Genomic DNA, 21171 nt, shown 5'->3' with positions numbered 1-21171 from the left:
TTCCCACATGGAGAATCCAAATGAACGAAGTCGACACCATCGTCGACGGCCTAGCCGCGTCCGAAGTCGAGCAAACAACAGCGCTTGGCAAGGCCGCCCAATCGAGCGCCGAGGCCGTCACCCGCGCCCAGATGGGGGGTGGTGATGTGCGCTTCGGCATTGACGTAAACGCCGGCGAGGTCGAGCTGCCTTGTTGGATCCGGCCGTCTTACCCACCCGCCTGCGCAGCGACGCGCAGACGGGCAACCATTCAACCCAAACGACGTTCCGTGGTCACTCGTCAGCGAACCAGAAATCGTCTTCGAGATCGAGGAAGAGGCTCTTCGGGATCATGGCGTGAACCCCTTTGGTGCCATCGACAATCTGGCTGACCTCCAAGTCAACGCCAAGACTTGTGAGCGAATAGGCCTCCATAGTGTCGAGCCCGAAGCGAGCTGAGAGGAAGTCAATTGATTCCTGAACCGCATATTCCGCGGCGAGGTTCAAATCGGGGTCCAATCCCATCGGGATAAAGTGAGTTGCGGTTTCCACACGCGGGAAGTTCATAGGTACATCTTTGTGCAAAATGAACTCGACAGTAGCTTGGAGCGGTGCCTCAACTGCTGTGAGGTTAACTTCTCCGTCGCCCTGGGCCGCATGGCCATCGCCAGTGGAGAATAGGCCTCCTTCAACCAGTACGGGGAGAAACAGCGTCGTCCCCGTGGTTAGTTCCTTGATGTCCATGTTTCCGCCGTGCCGGCCCGGCGGAGGGCTCGGAATACGCTCTTCCGGAGAGAGGCCCATGATGCCCATAAACGGAGCCATTGGCACTTCAATGTTTTCTTGGAAGGGGACAACACCTCGTTCCATGTCGAGGTGAAAGAGTCGAGACCATCCGCCTTCTGGAACGATGGACGGCAGCGTTCCACCGCTCGTGTTTGTGAGGTTGATCCCATAATACGGTGCACGAGGCGAGACATCGTGGATGCGCATTTCCAGCATATCGCCCGGCTCGGCGCCTTCAATGTAGATGGGTCCAGTGAGCAGGTGGACACCCTCGTTTTCCACGTTCTCAATGATGTCGATTAGGTCCGCCACAGAGTCGGCGATCGGGAGATCGTTGTCTTCCGCAAAGGCTACAGGATTTTCGAGGTCGAAGCCTGCCGATGTCACAGTTTCAATGCGGACAATTTCTCCTGATTGGATTGAAAGAACTGGTTCAAGGTCAGGGGAAAAATAGCCCCAATGGACTGTGTCAGGCGTGGCAGCCAGCACATGATCCGGTTCGGCGGTTTGTGCCTGTATAGAACCAGTCGTTAGCACGATTGTCGAGATAGCGAGCGAGCCTCTCAGAATCCCTTTAAACGTCATTGCACCCTCTTAGTTTCTTTGGTCATTGAGCATGGCGAAAACCATGCGAATTGGTCCAATGCAAACTGTGTGCCACGACAGTGCGCGCAGAAACTGGGCGGCTTGACCGATCGACAAGCTGAGACTGCACAAACAACGATCAGCTAAAGCCCAATTTTTCGCCTTATAGGCGAAATATCTCGTTTAACCGAAGGAGGGTCACGATGGCCTCAACCGGCGACGGCGGCGGCTCGATCTACGATTCCGACGATTGGACGGATGCGATGGCGGCGTTTGGGTGACTAAGGGGTAGAAATTTTTGCTACGCTGTGGTACCAGCCATCCAATAGGATGGCTGGTATTCCTGCACCTTGTGAGCCAGCTCGATTTCGACAATTTGATTCTAACGGACGTCTATCAGGGATCAAATTGACGGACTTCTAGCTTATCGATATAAGGTAAGCTCTGCCAGCGAGAGGCTATATCCAATGCAGGTCGTGCGTCTTAACGGACGATCCCGTGTTCGGGAAAAACAAATCAGCCGAATCGAAGATGCTGCCCGCCTTAGAAGTGGGCAGGTTTCCCACGCGCAGTTGCGCGAGGAGAATAACTTCTTTGCCTCGCTCGATATGAGCAAATTTCGTATAGCCGCAGTCGGAAAGCGAGCTATTCATCCCGCTCATGCATGACGTCGGATAATCATCTCAACGCCGCCGAAGTAGCCCAGCTTCTTTCATATATCGAGGATTGCGATGCCATTGTAATTGGTGGGCAATCTATCGCGCTGTGGGCAGAATATTTCGCCAGCAGAAATGACGCCCTTGCGGCCATCGGCGCTGTTACCAGCAAAGATATTGATTTTTTTGCGGATGAGCGCGCTGCGGCTAAATTCGCCGACCGGCTCGTGAATAGCGTCTTGAAAGTCCCCGATGCATACGCAGCCACCCCCAACGCGGCGGTCGTCGTCGGTAATTTGAATGACCGACGCATTCAGATCGACTTTATGGCGACCGTATTGGGGGTTGATGAACACGACATCCTAGACCGTTTCGTCACGATATCGGGCTATTTTCCCAATATCGATCGCGTCATTGATATTGCCCTTTTGCACCCGCTGGATTGTGTAAAAAGTCGCTTGGCCAATATCAACACATTACACAGGACTGACGACCACTCCCTTACACAGACAAAAGCCAGCATGCTAATATTAGATGCCTTCCTTCAGGAAATGGTAGACCAAGATCAGGCTAAAGAGGTCTATCGCATTGCACACGAATATGCGTTCGCCCTGAAGGAACTCTACTTTGACCAGACCGCCTATAAGGTGTTCGGTGATCAAGCCGATCCGATTGACGTACTGAGAAAGCTGACAGGCTGCGACAAGTTGGACGCGCGCTGGCGCGATGCCACGCTAACTTCTTTAATAAGCCGAACGGAGAAGAAGCAGGCTGTTGCCGATAAGCGCATGGAAGCGTCAGCGGCGCGGGCCGCACAATAGAGAACTGAGTTAAGTCAGCTCCTAATCGTCAAACTGGCCACCCATCCTTGTCGTATTGCGGTGTGACGCAGCGCTCGAGCGCGTATAGGTCAGCGCTCCATCCGTGATAGGGAGACGACATGTTCTCTCGTACATCACGGGTAAAGGCGGAAAGGCCGCTCTTTGCTCGGCGTAGCGCTTCCATTGTCTGTCTATCGTCGGGCCAAGAGCGTTCTACACAGCCCTCTACAAGGCGGAAGTGATGCCATGCTGCCATTACGTCTTCAATGGTTTTAGCCTCACCGAATGCTTTGCGCGTGTCCGCCAGGAGCGCCAGTATATCGTCGGGATAATTCATGGTTAAACCTTATGAGCGACAACTAAGCGGCCCGAATGGACGCGATAAAACACTCAGCACGGCCATTCCGCAACAAACGCTTCGGCCACGATATTGAACGCGCCACGGTGCCTTGTTGCAGGGTTGTCTATGAGAGTTTGCCTTGCGAGGTCTACTAGCTGGCCCAACTCGACTTGCTCCTGACGGCATGTATGCGGAACCGACCCCGATAGCGCCTCTAATGCATCGGCGACCCCAGCGACATACCCAACGCAGATGGGGCTACGGTCCTGGCATTCAGCATGCAGTTCATTGCCGTTTACAATTATCAAGGTGCTCTGACCGATAGCCGAGGTGGCAGTGAGTAAAGCTGCAGCGAGAATTAGAAGTCGCATCTTTTCGCCCCTAGAATATCCTACTCGGAAAACGTAAGCGGCTTCACGGCATACGTCCAGCTAGCCCGCCATCTTCCACGCAATTCTCTTCAACAAGCGCCGCCCCATCTTGTTCTCTTTTCGTTCTCATCGTATGTCTCGCTCGAAGGAGATCAACATGGGACATCGGAACGGCGCTTACGTGGTGGAAACCCTCCAAGACCATTTGGAGGTGGAGGATCATTGCACCCTGTTTTGCCGGTGCCATCACTCGAGGCAGATGCCGATCGAGCGCCTGATCGAGATTTTCGGCTCTGACTTCAACGTGAGGCCGCACCGGGATTATTTTTTGGGGCGGTTCCGGTGCGAGAGGTGCGGGGCGCGGCCGATGACGGTGCATTTCACGCCGGGAAACGTGCCAAAGAGGTGGTAGGAGACGCGAAGGCGAAGGCCCGCCTCAATCCGGCGGAGCAACGTAGAACTTGCCCCTCTGACGAGCGTCGGCGCGCCACAACCGCTGCCTTGTGCCCGGCGGCTCTAAGTGCCTGTACTTCCCGCCGGAGAACTTCGGCCAATCTACAGCGAGGCCGAGCTTGACGAGTTCCGCGCTTAGATCGCGCCCATCGGGTAGAAAGCAATCCGCTACAACTCGATCGTGCGACAGCTCCGGCCTGATCCTGGCGGTGATGGTTTGGCCCTTGCAGAGTTGCACGAGAGCCCACTTCGACTTCTTGCCCCATGGGTGATCGAGTTCTGGAGAGTCGATGCCGGCGAGCCTTATACGCACGTTGTTGATGATGATGGTGTCGCCGTCGATTACCCAGCACGGCCCTCGAAGCAAAGTCTCTACGTTTGAGATCCTCGCTCGTTCAACCAGAACGATCGCAGTATCTTGCCGCTTTGAGTAGACAAGTTTGGGTCGCCTTCCGGCCAACAGACGTGCCAATAGTCGCCATATATTCATGAGCCCCTCCCAATCAGGTCGATGGTGGCACTGTATTGGGGCCGTGTCTACTTTCGCTGCTGCACCCGAACACAGAAAAGGGCCGGTTTCCCGGCCCTGAGTTGAAGTTTGGAAAGTCTAAGGCGATTGGCGCGAATGCCGCAAACTCGGCAATGGGCAGGATCGCAAACGCGACTGGCTGGCGACCGGCATCCGGTACTCAGATCACATTTCGGATGGTCTGTGCGAATTGCAGGAGCAGGCCATCGCCCGGCTAGTGGAAAGTGAATCGCGGGATCTCGACGACGTTGCGCTCAAAGCGAAGATGCTGCGCGACGAGAATCTGCAAGAACTTTACGACTTCACGAGCAATCTGGCCGCTTCGATCGAGCGAGATTTAGCCCGGCTTTCGGGCGCAACCTACGAGCCCACCGCCGAAGAACTGGCGATGGCGCGGCAAGCGACGGATTGGACACCGCCCGAGGGCTATACAGACTGGTTCCCGACGCCCATCCCAGCCCAGACCGCCGACGACGGTTTCTATGAAAACCCCGGCGACAGCGACGAAGCCCAAGCCGCCTAACCACCACAACGCCGCCTCGAGCTACCACGTCCGTACCCGTGCGGTCGGATGGAGCCTTCAGTGATGCGGGCTTACCGAAGCGGCGCAATGGAATAGGTCGGCCGGTGCTCTATCGCCCACGGGCCATCAGCTGGTTGCCGACCAACCCCATCGCTTCGGGCGGTGGGCTTTTTCCTTTGCGGGGCAGGGGCTGTAACAGCCGGAATCGGTGGCAACCATGTCGCGCATGTGTCGCGCTCCGCTGCCTCCGCTCATTCCGATCTGTTACAAATCAATGGCTTAGCTTCCCACCAATTCCGCGACATGTGCGACACGTTTTTGGGCGATTTCTCTGCTAAGTCATTGATTTTGTTTGGCTGGGGAACCTGGATTCGAACCAGGACTAACGGAGTCAGAGTCCGTGGGTCTACCGTTAACCTATTCCCCACCAGCGAGCTTGCCGCTTGTCCCGAACCGGTCGCTGCCGGACGAGTTGCGCCTGTTTAGCGACACATGACGGCGATTTCAAGCCCGCATTTGCACTTCGCTACGATACGCTAGTGCTGCACGGGCGCGCGCCAGGCGATGGCACGGTTGGGGCTGTAGCAGCCCAGGGCGACGGTGTTGGAATAATTGCCGGAGACGATCTGAACCTGGCCGTTTCCGCACGAGCCCACGACGACCCCCACGTGGTTGGACATCACCATAATGGAGCCCACGGTGCCAGGATTGGCGGCGGCGCCGTAGTTGGCAAAATCGCGGGCCTGGTTCGAGCCGCGCGGGGCAAGTCCGGTGCGGGCCAGCACGGTGTCGAGATAGCAGGCGCACCAGCGGCCCGGACAACCCGAAGGCCGCGAGGCACCCAGTTCGTTGAGCATGACGTTGATTACGGTTTGGGCATCCTTGGCGGAAGCGGGAGTGGTCACCGCGGAGGCGGCGACCAAGGCGAGAAGAAGCGAAAAGACAATACGCATCACTTATTATTTGTCCTTGGCTTGTGCAATCGAGCACAACCGGAGCACCGGTTGGGGTCGGCACCAGTTTCTGTCAAGTCGTTGGCAGACGAGACCCGTTGCGAACGGGGCGGCCAATTGGAGGATTTTCCGCAGGAGGGCAGGTTGATCACGCTGGGCGCGTGCACGGGGACTGCGCTACTGCGGCCCCCCTCCCTAGAGGCTCGGATAAACTGGATTTTTGTGGCTACAAATTGACCGACATCGATGAGATGCGCTTCGATGGCAATCGTTGCGTTACCATCCGCGATGGACTACCGTGTCCGTGAAGTGAAAATGATCTGCCGCGGGCGCCGTCGGAATGTGCAAAAGGCGAACAGCCTTTGCACCGTCGAGCAGGCGACCAGGCAGCACGGAGAACCGAGTGACCGATTCCAATCGGTCCACCGCCTTGTCGGCGGCCAGCGTTCATGCGCGGGAGCGCGGACGTGAGGCTGTTCGGCATGATCGCGACGACGCAAAGGCGCATCCGGGTGCCAAGCGCGGGCCGCGGTGGACATCGCAATCCAAATCCGGCGCTGCACGCAAGAAGCGCGCCCCGATCTATGCTGCGCTGGATCTGGGTACGAATAACTGCCGCTTGCTGATTGCCAAGCCCACTGACAATGGCTTTCGCGTGCTCGACGGCTTTTCCCGTATCGTGCGGCTGGGCGAGGGCCTGAGCCAGACGGGCCGCCTGTCCGAGGCGGCCATCGAACGCACCATCGAAGCGCTGAAGCTGTGCAATAGCAAGCTCGCGCAGCACGAGGGTGTGAAGGCGCGGATCGTCGCCACCGAGGCATGTCGGTCGGCGACGAACTCGGCTGCGTTTCTTAACCGGGTAAAGCGCGAAGTCGGACTTCAGTTCGAGGTGATCGATCGCAAGACCGAGGCCGAACTGGCGGTGACGGGCTGTGCGGATTTGATCGAAACCGGTGCGCCGGGTGCCATTCTCTTCGATATCGGTGGCGGATCGTCGGAACTCGCCTGGATAGATTTCCGGGGCGGTCGCCCGCGTAACCAGGGCAAGACCTCGGCCTCGATCCGTTCTTGGCAGTCGCTTCCCGTCGGCGTCGTCTCCATTGCCGAAAAGTTCGGCGGCGTTGACGTGACGCCCGAGGTGTTCGAGGCCATGGTCAATCACGTCACCGAACAATTGCGCCATTTCCGGGGGCGCGAAAAGCTGCGTGACATGCTGGGCAGCCATCCGGTCCATTTTCTGGGCACGTCGGGCACGGTGACCACGCTGGCCGGTCTGTATCTCGGGCTCGAACGTTATGAGCGGGCCAAGGTCGACGGGCTTTGGATGCATGCCCATGACGTGGACGCCACAATGCGGGTGCTGTTGGCCATGAGTTATGAAAAGCGCATGGCCAATCCGTGCATCGGACGGGAACGCGCCGATTTGGTCATTCCGGGCTGCGCCATTTTCGAGGCCATACGGCGCGAATGGCCCTGCCAGCGGATTCGGGTTGCCGACCGGGGATTGCGGGAGGGAATTCTGATTTCAATGATGTCCAATGACAGGGTCTGGATGCGGCCACGATCCAACCGCAGGCGTAGGGGAGCAAGCGATGCCCAATAAGCCGACCGGCAAGGGTGCCGGCCGTCGCGGCGAGCGCGATCTCAAGACGCGGGTCAAGACGGCGCGCAAGCGCTCGACATCATCGACGCGCTGGCTGCAGCGCCAGCTCAACGATCCTTATGTGGCCAAGGCCCGTTTGGAAGGTTGGCGAGCCCGTTCGGCCTTCAAGCTGCTCGAGCTCGATGAAAAATACAATTTGCTCAAGCCCGGAATGCGCGTGGTCGATCTGGGAGCGGCACCGGGCGGCTGGTGTCAGGTGGCGGTCAAGGCCGTCAAATCCGATCCGGATAACCCAACCGTGGTCGGCATCGACTATCTCGAAATGGACCCTGTACCGGGCACGGCCCTTCTGCAGAAGGACTTTACCGATGACGACGCGCCACAGGCGTTGATCGACCTTCTGGGCGGGCACAAGGCCGATATCGTCCTCTCGGACATGGCAGCGCCCACGACCGGTCACAAGCCTACCGACCATTTGCGGATCATTGCGCTGGTAGAGATCGCCGCCGACTTCGCACTTGACGTCCTGGCACCGGGCGGGACGTTCGTGGCCAAGGTCTTCCAGGGCGGAACCGAGCATGAATTGCTCGGCATGCTCAAGCGGAATTTCGCCTCGACATTCCATGCCAAGCCGCCTTCGAGCCGTGCCGAATCCGCCGAAACCTATTTGATCGCGCGCGGCTTTAAGGGCGAGCGGCAGGACTAGGGCGTTTCCAGCAAAAGTGGATGCCACTTTTGCGGTTCAGAAGCGCGGCGAACGTCCCTCGAAGCCTTCCTCGCTCGCTTTTTCCAGCGCCGCGGCGCGCTGTGCGGCAGAGCGGTGGCCCGAGATTTCGCTGCCGGCGTCCTTTTCGAGCCGTAGATAGGGGATCACGGCCATAAGCGACAGGGCGGCGATCACGAAAAAGGCGGTATGGAAATCGGGAACCCCGAGTGGTTCGCCGCGCAGGTGGCTGCTCAGTTCGAGCACCCCGCCCGCCAGGGCCACGGCCAAGGCAGTGGCGATTGGACGCATAACCGAATGGATGGCGGTGGCCGGGCCGGCCTGATCGTCGTCGATATCGGCGAACGCCAGGGCATTCTGGCCCGTGAAATACATCGACCGCACCAGTCCCACGAAGAAAAACACAAGCATCATGACGATGACGGGCGTCTGGGCGACAAATGTGCCGTTAATGGCCATGCCCATCGCCGAAAGAACCGTGGCGGCTATGAGGGCCGTTCGAAACCCGATGCGCTCATATATCGGCTTGGCAACAAATTTCATCGTCAGCGCTCCGAGCGAGGCGACGAAAGTGATCATCCCGGTTTCGAAGGGCGAATAGCCGAAGCCAACCTGCAGCATGAGCGGCAACAGGAAGGGTGTGGCGCCGGCAGCGATGAGAAAGAGCGATGTCCCCACCACGGCCGCCCTGTACGAAGGCCGCAGGAACAGACGAGGATCGAGCAGGGGATGCTTTACCCTGAGCGAATAGGGGATGTAGATCAGCACGGCCGCGATCCCTGCGACAGTCGAGGCGATCCCCACCCATGTCGGCAGCACGGGCATCGAGAGCAGGGAGAGGCCGAAGACGATGCCGGCAAAGGCAATCGCCGAAAGGACAAGGCCGGGGAAATCCATTGGACGAAGTTCCGCCGATTCCACGTGCGGAAGATATTTGGTGATCAGCACTACACCGAGCAGGCCGATGGGCACGTTGATGAGAAATATCCAGTGCCAGGAAAGAAAAGTCGTCAGAAATCCGCCGATCGGCGGTCCCAGCGTCGGCCCGATCAGGGCGGGGATGGTCAACCAGGCCATGGCGCTGACGAGTTCGGTTCGCGGGGTCGTGCGCAAAAGGATGAGCCGCGCCAAGGGCGTCATCATCGCGCCGCCCATCCCCTTGAGGAAGCGCGCCAGAACGAACTCGTGCAGCGAACCGGCAAAAGCGCAGGCGATCGAGCCGATCACGAACACCAGGATTGCCGCGCGAAACACATTCTTGGCGCCGAACTTGTCGGCGAGCCACGCGCTCATCGGGATGAAGATGGCTAGCGCCACGAAATAGGCGGTGAAGGCCAACTTCAACGCCACGGGCGTCGTGCCGATATCTTCCGCGATGGCGGGCAGCGAGGTCGCGATGACGGTTGCGTCCATGTTTTCCATGAACAATGCAACCGCCAGGATCAGCGGGATGAGACGGGACAACGAACTGGTCCGGAAGGATTGAGTCTGGATTATCGATCGGGAACATCATCACCCTTTCGGCGCGCGGTGACAATGCGACGCAGGGATTATTTCGTCAGGGCGAAACAATAGCGTGTTCCAGACGTTGATGTGGGCACGGGGCTCATCTCAACAGGCAGCAAGAATGTCGCAAAGACGCTTTTATCTCGTTCTCAATGTCAATTCCGGCACCGTTCAGACGCTGGGCGTAACCGAGAGCGGCCTCAAGGCCATGTTCGAGGCGAAGGGCCTTGAGGTTACCATCGACGCCGATCCCGATGCACAACTTTCCGAGCGCATAAAAAAGGCGCTTGAAAGCGACGCCGATACGATCATCGCCGCCGGCGGGGATGGCACGGTGACGGCGCTGGCTACTGCGGTTATCGAGACCGACAAGAACCTCGCCATCCTGCCGCTCGGCACCGCCAATTTGCTCGCCCGCGACCTGGAGGTGCCGCTCGATCTCGAAGAATGCATCGATGCGCTCGCCGCCATGGAGCCGTTGGCCATCGACGTATCGGAGGTCAACGGCACGATCTTCCTGCACAAGGCAGTGATCGGCGTTATCCCCGAGCTGGCGGCGGGCCGCGAGTATATCCGGGGGCAGGGGGTCGGCGCCAAAATCGGCTATATGCGCTATTTCTTCCGCCGAATTGCGAGGGCGAGGCGGCTGGCGCTCGAGATTTCGACGGGAGACGGCCAGACCCGGATCGAGCGCGTCCAAGCGATCGCCGTGGCCTCAAACCCTTATGACGAAGGGCTGGGCCGTTTCTTCCACCGTGACAAGCTCGATACCGGGCTGCTGACCATTTATGTGCTGCGGCACCTCAATACCGGCGATATGTTCAAGCTTGCGACAGGGATGCTGGCGGGGCGGTGGCGTGATTACGATGCTCTGGATATCTCAACGGCCAAGAGCGTGACCATCCGCGCCAAGAAACCGCGCCTGCAATTGATGATCGATGGGGAGGTGACGTCGATGGAGGTCCCCTTGCAGTTCAAGATTTATCCGCGTGCGCTCACGGTTTTGGCCCCCTTGCGGGCCATCAAGGAAGAGATTTCCGAGGAACAATCTGAAGCGGCTAAACAGGTCGGCACGATGGGGCATCCGGCCTGATGCGCATCCTCCATCTTTCCGACTTGCATTTCGGGCGGCATGACGACGCTGTCGTGCGCTCGCTGGAAAACGAAATCAAGGCGCAGGAACCCGACCTCGTCGTGGTTTCCGGCGATTTCACGCAAATCGGTAGTCCGGAGGAATTCCAAAAGGCGCGGGAATTTCTCGATTCCCTCCCGGCACCCTTCATGGCCGTTCCGGGAAATCATGACGTACCCGAGCGGAATCTGATCCGGCGCTTCTTCAACCCATACGGATGTTATCGCCGCTATATCTCCCGCGACCTCGAACCTTTCGTTCATAAAGATGGCGTTGCGCTGGCCGGTCTCAAAACGTCGCGCCGGGCCAATTGGCGGGGTCTGAACTGGTCCGATGGTTCGATCAGCCGGGAACAGCTTGAGCGGCTCGAAGCACGGTTTGCTCAGGTCCCGTCCGATACCGTCAAGATCGTTATCGCCCATCACCCGCTGCTTCACCCCGAAGAACCCATGGTCAGGCACCAGAACCGGGTACGGCGCGCCGACAAGGCGCTCGAGACCTTTTCCCGGATCGGCGTCAGGCTCGTGCTTTCGGGGCATTTCCACATGTCCTACGTCCGCAAGCACGAGCAGGCCGGACAGGTCCGGGTCGCCGAGCCCAGCGGACCTCGTGAAAGCGCTGCGGGACATATCCTCGTCGCCCAGGCGGCGTCCACGACCTCCACGCGTCTGCGCGGTGAGCCCAACGCCTATAACCTCATCGATATCGAGAACAACGAGATCACCATACGGGTGCGCGAATGGGTCGGCGAAGGCTGGGCCACGCGGGAAAAGGCCAGGGAAGCGGCGTGAGGCGTACGCTCGATCTGCGAACCGGCCGACCGGTATGGCTCTCCTATCGCACGACCAAGGTCGAGGAACGACGGCTCCAGCGCGATATTCGAACCGATGTGCTGGTCGTCGGGGCCGGAATCTCTGGCGCGATGACCGCCGATCTTCTGAGCGAGGCCGGCCATGACGTGGTGGTGATCGACCGCCGCGGCCCGTCCAAAGGCTCCACGCCGGCAACCACGGCGCTGGTGCAATATGAGATCGACGTGCCGCTGCGCGACCTTTGGAGAATGGTTGGACGCGACAAGGCGACACGAGCCTGGCGGCGTGCCCGGCTAGCGGTTCTCAACCTCAAGGGGCGCATCGATGAACTCGGCATCGACTGTCGGATGTCTCCGCGCGAGACGCTTTATCTCGCAGGCAATCAACTGACCGGTTCGGCGCTTCGCGAAGAAGCCGAGGCAAGAGCGGCTGCGGGGCTCTCGGCACGATATTTGACGGCGGGCCAATTGGCGGACCGGTTCGGCATCGATCGGGCCGGCGCCATCCTGAGCCGCGACAATCTCGCGCTCGACCCGGTGAAATTGACGACAGGCCTGCTCAATCGTTCCGCCGAGAGGGGCACTCGCATCTACGCTCCTGAAGAAGCGGCGGAATTTATCCATGCGCCGGATGGCGTGACGGTAACGACAAAATCGGGTCATACCATCTCGGCTTCCCAGGTGGTTTTGGCGACGGGATATGAGCTGGTCGATATGGTCAAGCAAGATCGTCACCAGATCATCTCCACATGGGCGATCGCCACCGGGCGCCAGACGGAGTCGGCGCTTGTGCCGGGCAACCCGCTCATCTGGGAAGCATCCGACCCATATCTCTACCTCAGGACGACCCATGACGGCCGCATCATCTGCGGCGGGGAGGACGCGTCGTTCGAGGACGAGGAAAAACGTGATGCACTGATCGGAGAAAAAACCGAGCGTCTTACCGAAAAGCTGGCGCACCTTCTGCCTCGGATCGACCCCGCTCCCGAGTTCGCGTGGGCGGGCAGCTTCGGCACGACGGCAACCGGTCTGCCGCTGATCGGGCCGGTTCCAAACCGCCCCCGGATATTCGCGCTCATGGGATATGGCGGCAACGGCATCACCTTTGCGCGTATCGCTGCTGAAATGATCACGACGGCGATCGGAGGCGGCAAGGATGACGATGCCGATATTTTCGCGCTTTAGATCGGGGTATGGTCTAGGCGCATCATTTGCTGTAAATCGGGCCATTCGGGCGCGGGAGATGTGGAAATGGCCGATAACAGCCATGAAATGACCGTCTTCACGCGTTGACAAACGACTATAACGACCGCTTATCGAGCATATGGAAGCTAATTCGACGGGCCGCATGAGAGTCGCATTCGTAATTCCCGCTTACAATGAAGAAGCGATGATCGGGCAATGCCTCGAGGCTATCCTTGCCGAGATCGATCGCAGCGGGCACCCCGCCGACATCATTGTGATCGATAACGCCTCGACCGACCGCACGGGTGAGATCGCCGCGAGCTATCCCGGTGTGCGGGTCGTCAAGGAGATGAACAAAGGCTTGGTCCATGCCCGCCACGCCGGTTTCGTCGCCAGCGCCGGCTATGATCTGGTGGCCAATATCGATGCCGACACGATGGTGCCCGAGGGCTGGCTGTCGACGGTATTTGACGAATTCACCCGCCACCCCGAACTGGTTTGTCTCTCGGGGCCCTATTTCTATTACGATTTGACGCGCGGCCAGCGGGCGCTTGTCGAAGTCTTCTACGTCTTCACCTACGTCGCCTATATCATCAACAGGTTCGTCCTGCGGGTCGGCTCGGTCATTCACGGCGGCAATTTCGTCTTCCGGCGCGAAGCCTGGGAAAAGGCGGGCGGCTTTGATCGTTCGATCGCTTTTTATGGCGAGGACACCGACGTTGCCGTGCGGATGTCCAAGATCGGCCCGGTCAAATGGACGCACCGCCTGCGCATCAAAACTTCGGGACGCCGGCTGGCACACGAGGGAATCCTGCGCACCGGCTTCATCTACGCCAAGAATTTTGTCTCGATGACCTTCAGGGGCAAACCCGCGACGACCGACTATCAGGATATCCGGGAGTAGCGCCCCACTTCCCAAACCGTGGTCGCGGTGCTATTGACCCTCGCCAACCCAAAAGCTGGCGCTGAGTCGTTTCCTTCGCCGGCAAGCGGACAACGCGGACGAGCGGAGCGGTCATAAAGCCGACGGCTCGCCACGCTAAACCATCGACATTCATCTGTTCTACGATGAAGGGCACGAAAAGGGGCTGGCCTTGGCGAAAATCATTTCTTCCATCACCGGTGACGCCGCGCTCACCTTCGACGACGTGCTGCTGCAGCCGGCACGGTCGGACGTGTTGCCGACCGACGTCGACATCAGCAGTCGCGTCACCAAGGACATCTCGCTGAACATGCCGATCATGTCTTCGGCCATGGACACGGTAACCGAAGCCAATATGGCGATCGCCATGGCGCAGGCCGGTGGCATGGGGGTGATCCACCGCAACCTTACGGTCGAGCAGCAGGCCGAACAGGTCAAGCAGGTCAAACATTTCGAGTCCGGCATGGTGGTCAACCCGATCACCATCGGCCCCGACGCGGCGCTGGCCGATGCCTATGCCCTGATGGATCGCTACAAGATTTCGGGCATCCCCGTGGTGGCCGATGGCGGGGCCGGTGGGCGCAAGAATGGCAAGCTGGTGGGTATTCTCACCAACCGCGATGTGCGCTTTGCCAACAATGACCGCCAGAAGATTTCCGAGCTGATGACGCGCGAGGGGCTGATAACCGTGCGCGAGGGCGTCAGTCAGGACGAGGCCAAGCGCCTGCTGCACCAGCATCGCATCGAAAAACTGCTCGTCGTCGACGAGTACCAGAACTGCATCGGGCTGATTACCGTCAAGGACATCGAAAAGGCCCAGCTCAACCCCCACGCCATCAAGGATGCACAGGGACGGCTGCGCGTCGCTGCCGCCTCGACCACGGGCGATCAGGGCTTCGAGCGCTCGTTGGCCCTGATCGACGCTGGTGTCGACCTGCTGGTCATCGATACGGCCCACGGCCATTCGGTGCGGGTCGCCGAGGCTGTGGAGCGCATCAAGCGCGAGAGCAATTCCACGCGTATCGTGGCGGGCAACGTCGCAACCGCCGAAGCCACCAAGGCATTGATCGACGCTGGGGCGGATTCGATCAAAGTGGGCATCGGGCCCGGCTCCATCTGCACGACCCGAATTGTGGCCGGCGTCGGCGTCCCCCAGCTCGCGGCCGTGATGGCCTGCGCCGAAGAGGCCGACAAGCAGGGCGTGCCGGTGATTGCCGATGGCGGCATCAAATTCTCGGGCGATCTGGCCAAGGCCTTGGCAGGCGGTGCATCGGTGGCCATGGTCGGCTCGCTCCTTGCAGGCACCGACGAAAGCCCCGGCGAGGTCTATCTCTACCAGGGGCGCAGCTATAAATCCTACCGCGGTATGGGTTCGGTCGGCGCCATGGCGCGCGGATCGGCCGACCGCTACTTTCAGCAGGAAGTCAACGACACCATGAAGCTGGTGCCCGAAGGGATCGAAGGGCAGGTTCCCTATAAGGGACAGGCCGGCGCCGTGCTGCACCAGTTGGCAGGCGGACTGCGCGCCGCCATGGGCTATACCGGCGCCAAAGATCTGGAAACCTTCCGGCGCGAAGCCACCTTCGTGAAGATTTCCGGCGCGGCGCTCAGCGAAAGCCACGTCCATGACGTCACCATCACGCGCGAAAGCCCGAACTATCGCGGAGGCAATTGAGCGGGATGGACAGCGCGGCGTTCTGGCTGGTCACGGCCCTGTGGCTGCAGGGGGCGCTTGCCCTCTGCGCCCTGGGTTGGCTAGGCGCTCAGCGCGTGCCGCGTATCCTGCGCGGCGAGATCCATATTCGCGATATCGCGCTTTCACGCGACGGATGGCCTGAAACCGCCATCAAGGCGTCGAACGCATTCGACAATCAGTTCCAACTGCCGGTATTGCTCTATCTTGCCGGCGGATTGGCGCTGTATCTGGGCCCGAACTGGTACGAGGCGACGGTCGCGATGCTGTTCGTTTTCTCGCGCCTCATCCATTACGGCATCCACATCACCACCAATCATGTGCCCCGGCGCTTTTTCGCTTATGTGGTGGGCGCGGCGCTGTTGCTTTTCCTTTGGGGCGAATTGCTGGGCCGCCTCTTCTATGTGGCAGGTACGCTCTGATGCGGTTGCCCGGACGGATCGCGGCGGCCATCGAGGTGCTTGCCGATATGGAAGCGCGCAAACGCCCGGCTTCCGAAGCGCTTAAAGGATGGGCGCTCGACCACCGATTCGCCGGGGCGGGTGATCGCGCTGCAATCGGCAACATCGTCTATGACGCGTTGCGCAAACGCGCGAGCCATGCATGGCGAATGGGCGAGGATACTCCTCGCGCTCTGGTGCTCTCGGTGATGGTAACCGAGTGGAATCAGGACATTAAGTCCATCAACCAGGACTTCAGCACCGATCGCTTCGCACCTGAATCAATCACCGAGGCCGAGGCGCTAAGGCTTTCTTCGGATTCCGTTTTTTCCGACGCACCCGATTGGGTGAAGGCCGATGTGCCCGAATGGCTGGCACCGGCACTGGAGGAAAATTTCGGCTCGCGGTGGATCGAGGAAGGGCAGGGGATGACCACCCGTCCGCCCCTAGGCATGCGTGTCAATCGGCTGAAATCGGACAGGGCGCGGGTGAAAAAATCGCTGGCGCGGTTTTCGCCGCAGGAAACGGCAATCGCTCCCGATGGCCTGCGTGTCGTTTCGGGCCCGACCGATGCGCGGACCGCGAACGTCACCGCCGACGAGGGATATCAAAAGGGCTGGTTCGAAGTTCAGGACGAAGGCAGCCAGATCGTTTCCCTGCTGACCGGAGCCCGGCCCGGCGAGCAGGTTCTCGACCTTTGCGCCGGGGCCGGCGGCAAGACGCTGGCCATGGCGGCGGGCATGGCCAACACGGGCCAGATCTTCGCCTACGACAGCGAGCGCACTCGCCTCGCTCCCATCCATGAGCGGTTGAAGCGCAATGGCGTACGCAACGTTCAGGTCCGAAATCCCGATCCGAATGCACTTAGCGACCTCGAGGGGCGGCTCGACAGGGTGGTGGTCGATGCTCCCTGCACAGGCACCGGCACATGGCGACGGCGGCCCGATACCAAATGGAAGCTCACGCCGGCGCAGCTCGAAACGCGTATGGCCGAGCAGGCGGCCGTGCTCGACACCGCCTCGCGTCTTCTCAAGCCGGGCGGCGAACTCGTTTACATCACATGCTCCATCCTGCCGCAGGAAAATGACCACCAGGTCTCGGCGTTCCTCGAGCGGCACCCCGATTTCGGGCTCACGTTTTTGGAAGAGCGCTGGACCGCTCTCTTCCCCTCGATCCCGGCTCCGTTGAACCGGAACGGGAAGACGGTAACCCTGACACCCGCCTCGACCGATACAGACGGCTTTTTCTGCGCGACCCTGACCAAAAAGGGCGCATGAACCAAAAACGCCATCCCGGCGTTCACGGTGCATGAACCAAGTCCTATCCTTCGACACTCTCAAGCAGCCCCGCTCGCTTCTGACGCTGGCGGTTTTCCTCGTTCTCGTGATCGGCGTGGGCGCCCTGATCGGCACACAGACAGCGCCCGGTGCGTGGTATGCCGGGCTGGACAAACCGCCATTCAACCCACCCGACTGGATATTCGCGCCGGTCTGGTTCACACTTTACGCAATGATCGCGATCGCCGGATGGCGCACCTCCCTAATCGCCCCCGTAAGTCTGGCCATGGGACTATGGGTGGGGCAGATGCTGCTCAACTGGACCTGGTCGCCTGCCTTCTTCATGGCCGAAAATCTCTGGCTGGGCATGGTCGTCATCGTGCCCATGCTTGGCGTTATCGTCGCCTTCATCGCAGAGCGCTGGAACAAGGACCGAGTCTCGGCATTGCTGTTCGCGCCCTATGCAGCCTGGGTCGGCTTTGCGACGATCCTCAACCTGTCGCTTGCAATTCTGAACACCTGACAACGATTTTGGGGGGCTGGAATTCAACCACCCCGGATGCGAGGGACATCCGGGGTGGCTGCAAAAGGCCTGAGGGCATGGGACCGCAACTGGCCTTTTGACCGGGAGAGCGCGGAGTGGGACGCTTTGGGGGCCGCGCATAACCCGTTTTCGCGGCGGTTAGGGGAAGCCCGATATATTCCCGCCAGTTGTCCTAACAACGCGGCAGTCATCGGGGAGTTGCACGGCCTCATGGGTTTATTTGCGTCATCTTCACGCGGAGGTTGCAGCTTGCGCCCCATTGCTTCATCGTTCGATTCCGATTAAAGCCTCGCCATGCAAAACGACGCCCCCACCGACACCATCCTCATCGTCGATTTCGGTTCCCAGGTCACCCAGCTCATAGCGCGGCGGGTGCGCGAAACCGGGGTCTATTGCGAAATCCATCCTTTCAGCACGGCGGCCGAAAGGCTCGACGTGCTCAAGCCCAAAGGCATCATCCTTTCGGGCGGACCGGCAAGCGTGATCGAGGAGGGCGCGCCCCAGGTCGATCTCAAATTGCTCGAATACGGCGTTCCCGTGCTGGGTATCTGTTATGGACAGCAGGCCATGTGCGTGGCGCTCGGTGGCGTCGTCGAGCCGGGGTATATCCGCGAGTTTGGCCGCGCCGAAGTCCGCATCGAAAAAGATTGCGCGCTCTATGACGGCGTCTGGGAGCTCGACCATTCCTATCAGGTGTGGATGAGCCACGGCGACAAGGTCTCGGCGATCCCCGAGGGCTTCGAGGCGGTGGGAACCTCGCCCGGCGCACCGTTCGCGATCATTGCCAACGAAGAGCGTAAATTCTACGGCGTGCAGTTTCACCCAGAAGTCGTGCACACCCCCGATGGCGCCAAGCTCTATGCGCAATTCGTGCACGCGATCTGCGGTTGCGAGGCGAGCTGGACGATGGCTGCCTATCGTGAGCAGGCCATCGCCGCGATCCGCAAGCAGGTCGGCGACAAGAAAGTGATCTGCGGGCTGTCGGGCGGCGTGGATTCCTCGGTCGCCGCCATCCTGATCCACGAAGCGATCGGCGATCAGCTAACCTGCATTTTCGTCGATCACGGATTGATGCGCAAGAACGAGGCGGACGAAGTCGTTTCGATGTTCAGGCATCAGTATAATATCCCGCTGGTACATGTTGATGTGGCGGATGAATTCATCGGCGAACTCGAAGGCGTTACCGAGCCCGAAGCCAAGCGCAAGATCATCGGCCGGCTGTTCATCGAGACGTTCGAAAAGGAAGCCGCCAAGATCGGTGGCGTGGAGTTCCTCGCCCAGGGCACGCTCTATCCGGACGTGATCGAATCCGTCTCCTTCACCGGCGGTCCCTCGGTCACCATCAAAAGCCACCACAATGTCGGCGGGCTGCCCGAGCGCATGAACATGAAGCTCGTCGAACCGCTGCGCGAACTCTTCAAGGACGAAGTCCGCAAGCTGGGTCGCGAACTGGGCCTGCCCGAACACTTCGTGGGCCGCCATCCCTTCCCCGGACCCGGCCTCGCCATCCGTCTTCCGGGCGGTGTGACGCGCGAAAAGCTCGATATCCTGCGCCAGGCCGACGCGATCTATCTCGATGAGATCCGCAAGGCGGGCCTCTACGACACCATCTGGCAAGCCTTCGCCGTGCTCCTACCCGTGCAGACAGTCGGCGTGATGGGCGACGGGCGGACTTATGAGAACGTTTGTGCCCTGCGCGCCGTGACGTCCGTCGACGGCATGACCGCCGATTTCTACCCCTTCGACATGGGCTTCCTCGGCCGCGCCGCGACCCGGATTATCAACGAGGTCAAGGGCATCAACCGCGTCGTCTATGACGTGACGAGCAAGCCCCCGGGAACGATCGAGTGGGAATGATTCCGCGTCTGGCACAGCCAGGCACCTGATGGCATGAAATGCCGCTAAGCCCGCGTAATTGCGGGCTTTTTTTTGTTTGTGTTTGGCACGATCTGGCAACGGGAGGAAGCGCCAAGCACCGTTTGAGCATGGCATTAAAGCTGGTATTATGGTTTGGCGATGCCATGATTGATGCCGATACCATGCTGCGTTCTTTTGTGTGTTCATGGTATTAATATTCTATAAGTTACTGTTTCGTAAGAAAAAATACGATAAATTCGAGATTTTTTCAGCATGGTATCGGAGACGAAGAAGGACAAGGTACATGCTGACCGATACCAAGCTGCGCAATCTCAAGCCCAGGGACAAACTCTACAAAGTGAATGACCGGGAAGGTCTCTATGTGGCAGTGACTCCAGCCGGCTCCATCTCGTTCCGTTACAACTACTCAATCAACGGTCGGCAGGAGACCATCACCTTTGGGCGTTATGGTGTCGGTGGCATCACCCTGGCCGAAGCCCGCGAGCTGTTGGGTGACGCCAAGAAGATGGTTGCGGCGGGCAAGTCGCCGGCCAAGGAGAAAGCCCGAGACAAGGCGCGGGTGAAAGATGCAGAGACGTTCGGTGCCTGGGCGGAGAAGTGGCTGCGTGGCTACCAGATGGCCGACTCCACCCGCGATATGCGCCGCTCGGTTTATGAGCGTGAGCTGAAGCCGAAATTCAGCAATCAGAAGCTGGTGGAGATCACCCACGAAGACTTGCGGGCGCTGGCTGATGCCATTGTTGAGCGAGGCGCACCGGCCACCGCCGTTCATGTGCGTGAAATCGTGTTGCAGGTATTTCGCTGGGCCATCGAGCGTGGGCAGAAGGTCGAAAACCCGGCAGAACTGGTGCGCCCAACAAGCATCGCTCGATTCGAGCCACGTGACCGAGCGTTGACGCCAGAAGAAATTGGGCTGATGTACCAGTACATGGAGCGAGTGGGCACAAGCCCAACAAACCGTGCGGCGGCCAAGCTGTTATTGCTGACGATGGTGCGCAAGAGCGAGCTGACCAATGCGACCTGGAGCGAGATCAATTTCAGCGAAGCGTTGTGGACGATTCCAAAGGAGCGGATGAAACGCCGTAACCCGCACCTGGTATTTCTGTCCCAGCAGGCTCTGGATATTTTCATTGCCATGAAAACCTTTGCCGGTGGTTCCGACTTCGTTTTGCCATCACGGTACGACTCGGATGCGCCGATGAGCGCTGCCACACTTAACCAGGTGCTGACGCTGACTTACAAGGCGGCGCAGAAAGATGGGAAGTCACTTACCAAGTTCGGACCGCATGATTTGCGGCGCACAGCCAGCACGCTGTTGCATGAGGCCGGCTACAACACCGACTGGATCGAGAAGTGCCTGGCGCACGAGCAGAAGGGCGTGAGGGCTGTCTACAACAAGGCTGAGTGTCCGCCGTCAGCACCCATGGCACAGGTTTGAGGTTGTAAGTTAAGGAGGTTTT

Annotated in this window: 20 protein-coding genes and 1 tRNA gene; 14 read left to right on the top strand and 7 right to left on the bottom strand. The window is 59.6% G+C overall.

Going from position 1 to position 21171, the window contains the following annotated elements; all coding sequences use genetic code 11:
- Nucleotides 1-273 precede the first annotated feature (273 nt).
- Nucleotides 274-1350 (bottom strand): acetamidase/formamidase family protein, encoded by a 1077-nt coding sequence (locus V4T21_RS11310; protein ID WP_332716653.1) that lies wholly within the window; start codon nt 1348-1350, stop codon nt 274-276.
- A 458-nt stretch (nt 1351-1808) separates the two neighbouring features.
- The gene (locus V4T21_RS11305; protein WP_332716650.1) at nt 1809-2012 is read right to left on the bottom strand and encodes a hypothetical protein; all 204 of its coding nucleotides are present in this window, start codon (nt 2010-2012) and stop codon (nt 1809-1811) included.
- A 2-nt stretch (nt 2013-2014) separates the two neighbouring features.
- Between V4T21_RS11305 and V4T21_RS11300 the strand changes: the two genes are divergently transcribed.
- Entirely contained in the window at nt 2015-2827 is an 813-nt protein-coding gene (locus V4T21_RS11300; RefSeq protein WP_332716648.1) for a hypothetical protein, read from the top strand.
- Between the two features lie 390 nt (nt 2828-3217).
- Here the strand turns inward: V4T21_RS11300 and V4T21_RS19200 are convergent, their stop codons facing one another.
- Together V4T21_RS19200 and V4T21_RS19195 are read right to left on the bottom strand one after the other, a co-directional pair.
- A complete protein-coding gene (locus V4T21_RS19200) occupies nt 3218-3538 on the bottom strand; it encodes a Rap1a/Tai family immunity protein (protein ID WP_440589650.1) in 321 nt (106 codons plus the stop codon).
- 436 nt (nt 3539-3974) lie between these two features.
- Nucleotides 3975-4481, bottom strand: a complete 507-nt coding sequence (locus V4T21_RS19195) for a thermonuclease family protein (RefSeq protein WP_440589649.1) — start codon at nt 4479-4481, stop codon at nt 3975-3977.
- 229 nt (nt 4482-4710) lie between these two features.
- On the opposite strand from V4T21_RS19195, the gene V4T21_RS11295 reads away from it, so the two are divergent.
- The gene (locus V4T21_RS11295; RefSeq protein WP_332716646.1) at nt 4711-5043 is read left to right on the top strand and encodes a hypothetical protein; all 333 of its coding nucleotides are present in this window, start codon (nt 4711-4713) and stop codon (nt 5041-5043) included.
- Nucleotides 5044-5396: 353 nt separating this feature from the next.
- Here the strand turns inward: V4T21_RS11295 and V4T21_RS11290 are convergent.
- Both V4T21_RS11290 and V4T21_RS11285 read right to left on the bottom strand, forming a co-directional pair.
- Nucleotides 5397-5470 (bottom strand) — tRNA-Gln (locus tag V4T21_RS11290).
- Nucleotides 5471-5579: 109 nt separating this feature from the next.
- Nucleotides 5580-5999: a C40 family peptidase gene (locus V4T21_RS11285; RefSeq protein WP_332716643.1), complete on the bottom strand. Its 420-nt coding sequence runs from the start codon at nt 5997-5999 to the stop codon at nt 5580-5582.
- A gap of 400 nt (nt 6000-6399) precedes the next feature.
- Between V4T21_RS11285 and V4T21_RS11280 the strand changes: the two genes are divergently transcribed.
- Both V4T21_RS11280 and V4T21_RS11275 read left to right on the top strand, forming a co-directional pair.
- Entirely contained in the window at nt 6400-7599 is a 1200-nt protein-coding gene (locus tag V4T21_RS11280) for a Ppx/GppA phosphatase family protein (RefSeq protein WP_332716640.1), read from the top strand.
- On the top strand, nt 7589-8305 hold the full coding sequence (locus tag V4T21_RS11275; RefSeq protein ID WP_332716638.1) for an RlmE family RNA methyltransferase: 717 nt from the start codon (nt 7589-7591) through the stop codon (nt 8303-8305). Before V4T21_RS11280 ends, V4T21_RS11275 begins: the two co-directional genes overlap by 11 nt.
- Nucleotides 8306-8341: 36 nt before the next feature.
- Here the strand turns inward: V4T21_RS11275 and V4T21_RS11270 are convergent, their stop codons facing one another.
- A complete protein-coding gene (locus V4T21_RS11270; RefSeq protein ID WP_332716636.1) occupies nt 8342-9787 on the bottom strand; it encodes an MFS transporter in 1446 nt (481 codons plus the stop codon).
- Nucleotides 9788-9950: 163 nt separating this feature from the next.
- On the opposite strand from V4T21_RS11270, the gene V4T21_RS11265 reads away from it, so the two are divergent.
- The 10 genes from V4T21_RS11265 to V4T21_RS11220 all read left to right on the top strand — a co-directional run bounded on the left by V4T21_RS11265 (nt 9951) and on the right by V4T21_RS11220 (nt 21149).
- A complete protein-coding gene (locus V4T21_RS11265) occupies nt 9951-10922 on the top strand; it encodes a diacylglycerol/lipid kinase family protein (protein WP_332716633.1) in 972 nt (323 codons plus the stop codon).
- Nucleotides 10922-11752, top strand: coding sequence for a metallophosphoesterase family protein (locus V4T21_RS11260; protein ID WP_332716630.1), 831 nt, complete (start codon nt 10922-10924; stop codon nt 11750-11752). Before V4T21_RS11265 ends, V4T21_RS11260 begins: the two co-directional genes overlap by 1 nt.
- Nucleotides 11749-12957, top strand: coding sequence for an NAD(P)/FAD-dependent oxidoreductase (locus tag V4T21_RS11255; RefSeq protein WP_332716627.1), 1209 nt, complete (start codon nt 11749-11751; stop codon nt 12955-12957). The genes V4T21_RS11260 and V4T21_RS11255 overlap by 4 nt, the downstream gene beginning before the upstream one ends.
- Nucleotides 12958-13120: 163 nt before the next feature.
- Nucleotides 13121-13861, top strand: a complete 741-nt coding sequence (locus V4T21_RS11250) for a glycosyltransferase family 2 protein (RefSeq protein ID WP_332716624.1) — start codon at nt 13121-13123, stop codon at nt 13859-13861.
- A gap of 190 nt (nt 13862-14051) precedes the next feature.
- Complete coding sequence (gene guaB, locus V4T21_RS11245; protein ID WP_332716621.1) at nt 14052-15554, top strand: IMP dehydrogenase; 1503 nt, start codon at nt 14052-14054, stop codon at nt 15552-15554.
- Nucleotides 15555-15559: 5 nt separating this feature from the next.
- The gene (locus V4T21_RS11240; RefSeq protein ID WP_332717466.1) at nt 15560-15994 is read left to right on the top strand and encodes an MAPEG family protein; all 435 of its coding nucleotides are present in this window, start codon (nt 15560-15562) and stop codon (nt 15992-15994) included.
- Nucleotides 15994-17289 (top strand): RsmB/NOP family class I SAM-dependent RNA methyltransferase, encoded by a 1296-nt coding sequence (locus V4T21_RS11235; protein ID WP_332716618.1) that lies wholly within the window; start codon nt 15994-15996, stop codon nt 17287-17289. The genes V4T21_RS11240 and V4T21_RS11235 overlap by 1 nt, the downstream gene beginning before the upstream one ends.
- A 31-nt stretch (nt 17290-17320) precedes the next feature.
- The gene (locus V4T21_RS11230) at nt 17321-17812 is read left to right on the top strand and encodes a TspO/MBR family protein (RefSeq protein ID WP_332716615.1); all 492 of its coding nucleotides are present in this window, start codon (nt 17321-17323) and stop codon (nt 17810-17812) included.
- 315 nt (nt 17813-18127) lie between these two features.
- Nucleotides 18128-19690, top strand: coding sequence for a glutamine-hydrolyzing GMP synthase (gene guaA / locus V4T21_RS11225; RefSeq protein WP_332716613.1), 1563 nt, complete (start codon nt 18128-18130; stop codon nt 19688-19690).
- Between the two features lie 304 nt (nt 19691-19994).
- Entirely contained in the window at nt 19995-21149 is a 1155-nt protein-coding gene (locus V4T21_RS11220) for a tyrosine-type recombinase/integrase (RefSeq protein WP_332716610.1), read from the top strand.
- The last annotated feature ends 22 nt before the right edge of the window (nt 21150-21171 follow it).

Source organism: Pelagibacterium mangrovi, from assembly GCF_036662815.1.
In the GTDB taxonomy this organism is placed as follows: Bacteria; Pseudomonadota; Alphaproteobacteria; order Rhizobiales; family Devosiaceae; genus Pelagibacterium; species Pelagibacterium mangrovi.
Note: the sequence above shows the minus strand (reverse complement) of the source record. Positions and strands in the feature narration are given on the sequence as shown.

What these genes read in the sequence shown, in the direction of transcription:
- V4T21_RS19195 (WP_440589649.1), bottom strand. Translation starts at nt 4,481, where the DNA reads ATGAATATATGGCGACTATTGGCACGTCTGTTGGCCGGAAGGCGACCC.
- V4T21_RS11260 (WP_332716630.1), top strand. Translation starts at nt 10,922, where the DNA reads ATGCGCATCCTCCATCTTTCCGACTTGCATTTCGGGCGGCATGACGAC.
- V4T21_RS11250 (WP_332716624.1), top strand. Translation starts at nt 13,121, where the DNA reads ATGAGAGTCGCATTCGTAATTCCCGCTTACAATGAAGAAGCGATGATC.
- V4T21_RS11265 (WP_332716633.1), top strand. Translation starts at nt 9,951, where the DNA reads ATGTCGCAAAGACGCTTTTATCTCGTTCTCAATGTCAATTCCGGCACC.
- V4T21_RS11310 (WP_332716653.1), bottom strand. Translation starts at nt 1,350, where the DNA reads ATGACGTTTAAAGGGATTCTGAGAGGCTCGCTCGCTATCTCGACAATC.
- guaA (WP_332716613.1), top strand. Translation starts at nt 18,128, where the DNA reads ATGCAAAACGACGCCCCCACCGACACCATCCTCATCGTCGATTTCGGT.
- V4T21_RS11235 (WP_332716618.1), top strand. Translation starts at nt 15,994, where the DNA reads ATGCGGTTGCCCGGACGGATCGCGGCGGCCATCGAGGTGCTTGCCGAT.
- V4T21_RS19200 (WP_440589650.1), bottom strand. Translation starts at nt 3,538, where the DNA reads ATGCGACTTCTAATTCTCGCTGCAGCTTTACTCACTGCCACCTCGGCT.
- V4T21_RS11305 (WP_332716650.1), bottom strand. Translation starts at nt 2,012, where the DNA reads ATGAGCGGGATGAATAGCTCGCTTTCCGACTGCGGCTATACGAAATTT.
- V4T21_RS11240 (WP_332717466.1), top strand. Translation starts at nt 15,560, where the DNA reads ATGGACAGCGCGGCGTTCTGGCTGGTCACGGCCCTGTGGCTGCAGGGG.
- V4T21_RS11220 (WP_332716610.1), top strand. Translation starts at nt 19,995, where the DNA reads ATGCTGACCGATACCAAGCTGCGCAATCTCAAGCCCAGGGACAAACTC.
- V4T21_RS11275 (WP_332716638.1), top strand. Translation starts at nt 7,589, where the DNA reads ATGCCCAATAAGCCGACCGGCAAGGGTGCCGGCCGTCGCGGCGAGCGC.
- V4T21_RS11300 (WP_332716648.1), top strand. Translation starts at nt 2,015, where the DNA reads ATGACGTCGGATAATCATCTCAACGCCGCCGAAGTAGCCCAGCTTCTT.
- V4T21_RS11230 (WP_332716615.1), top strand. Translation starts at nt 17,321, where the DNA reads ATGAACCAAGTCCTATCCTTCGACACTCTCAAGCAGCCCCGCTCGCTT.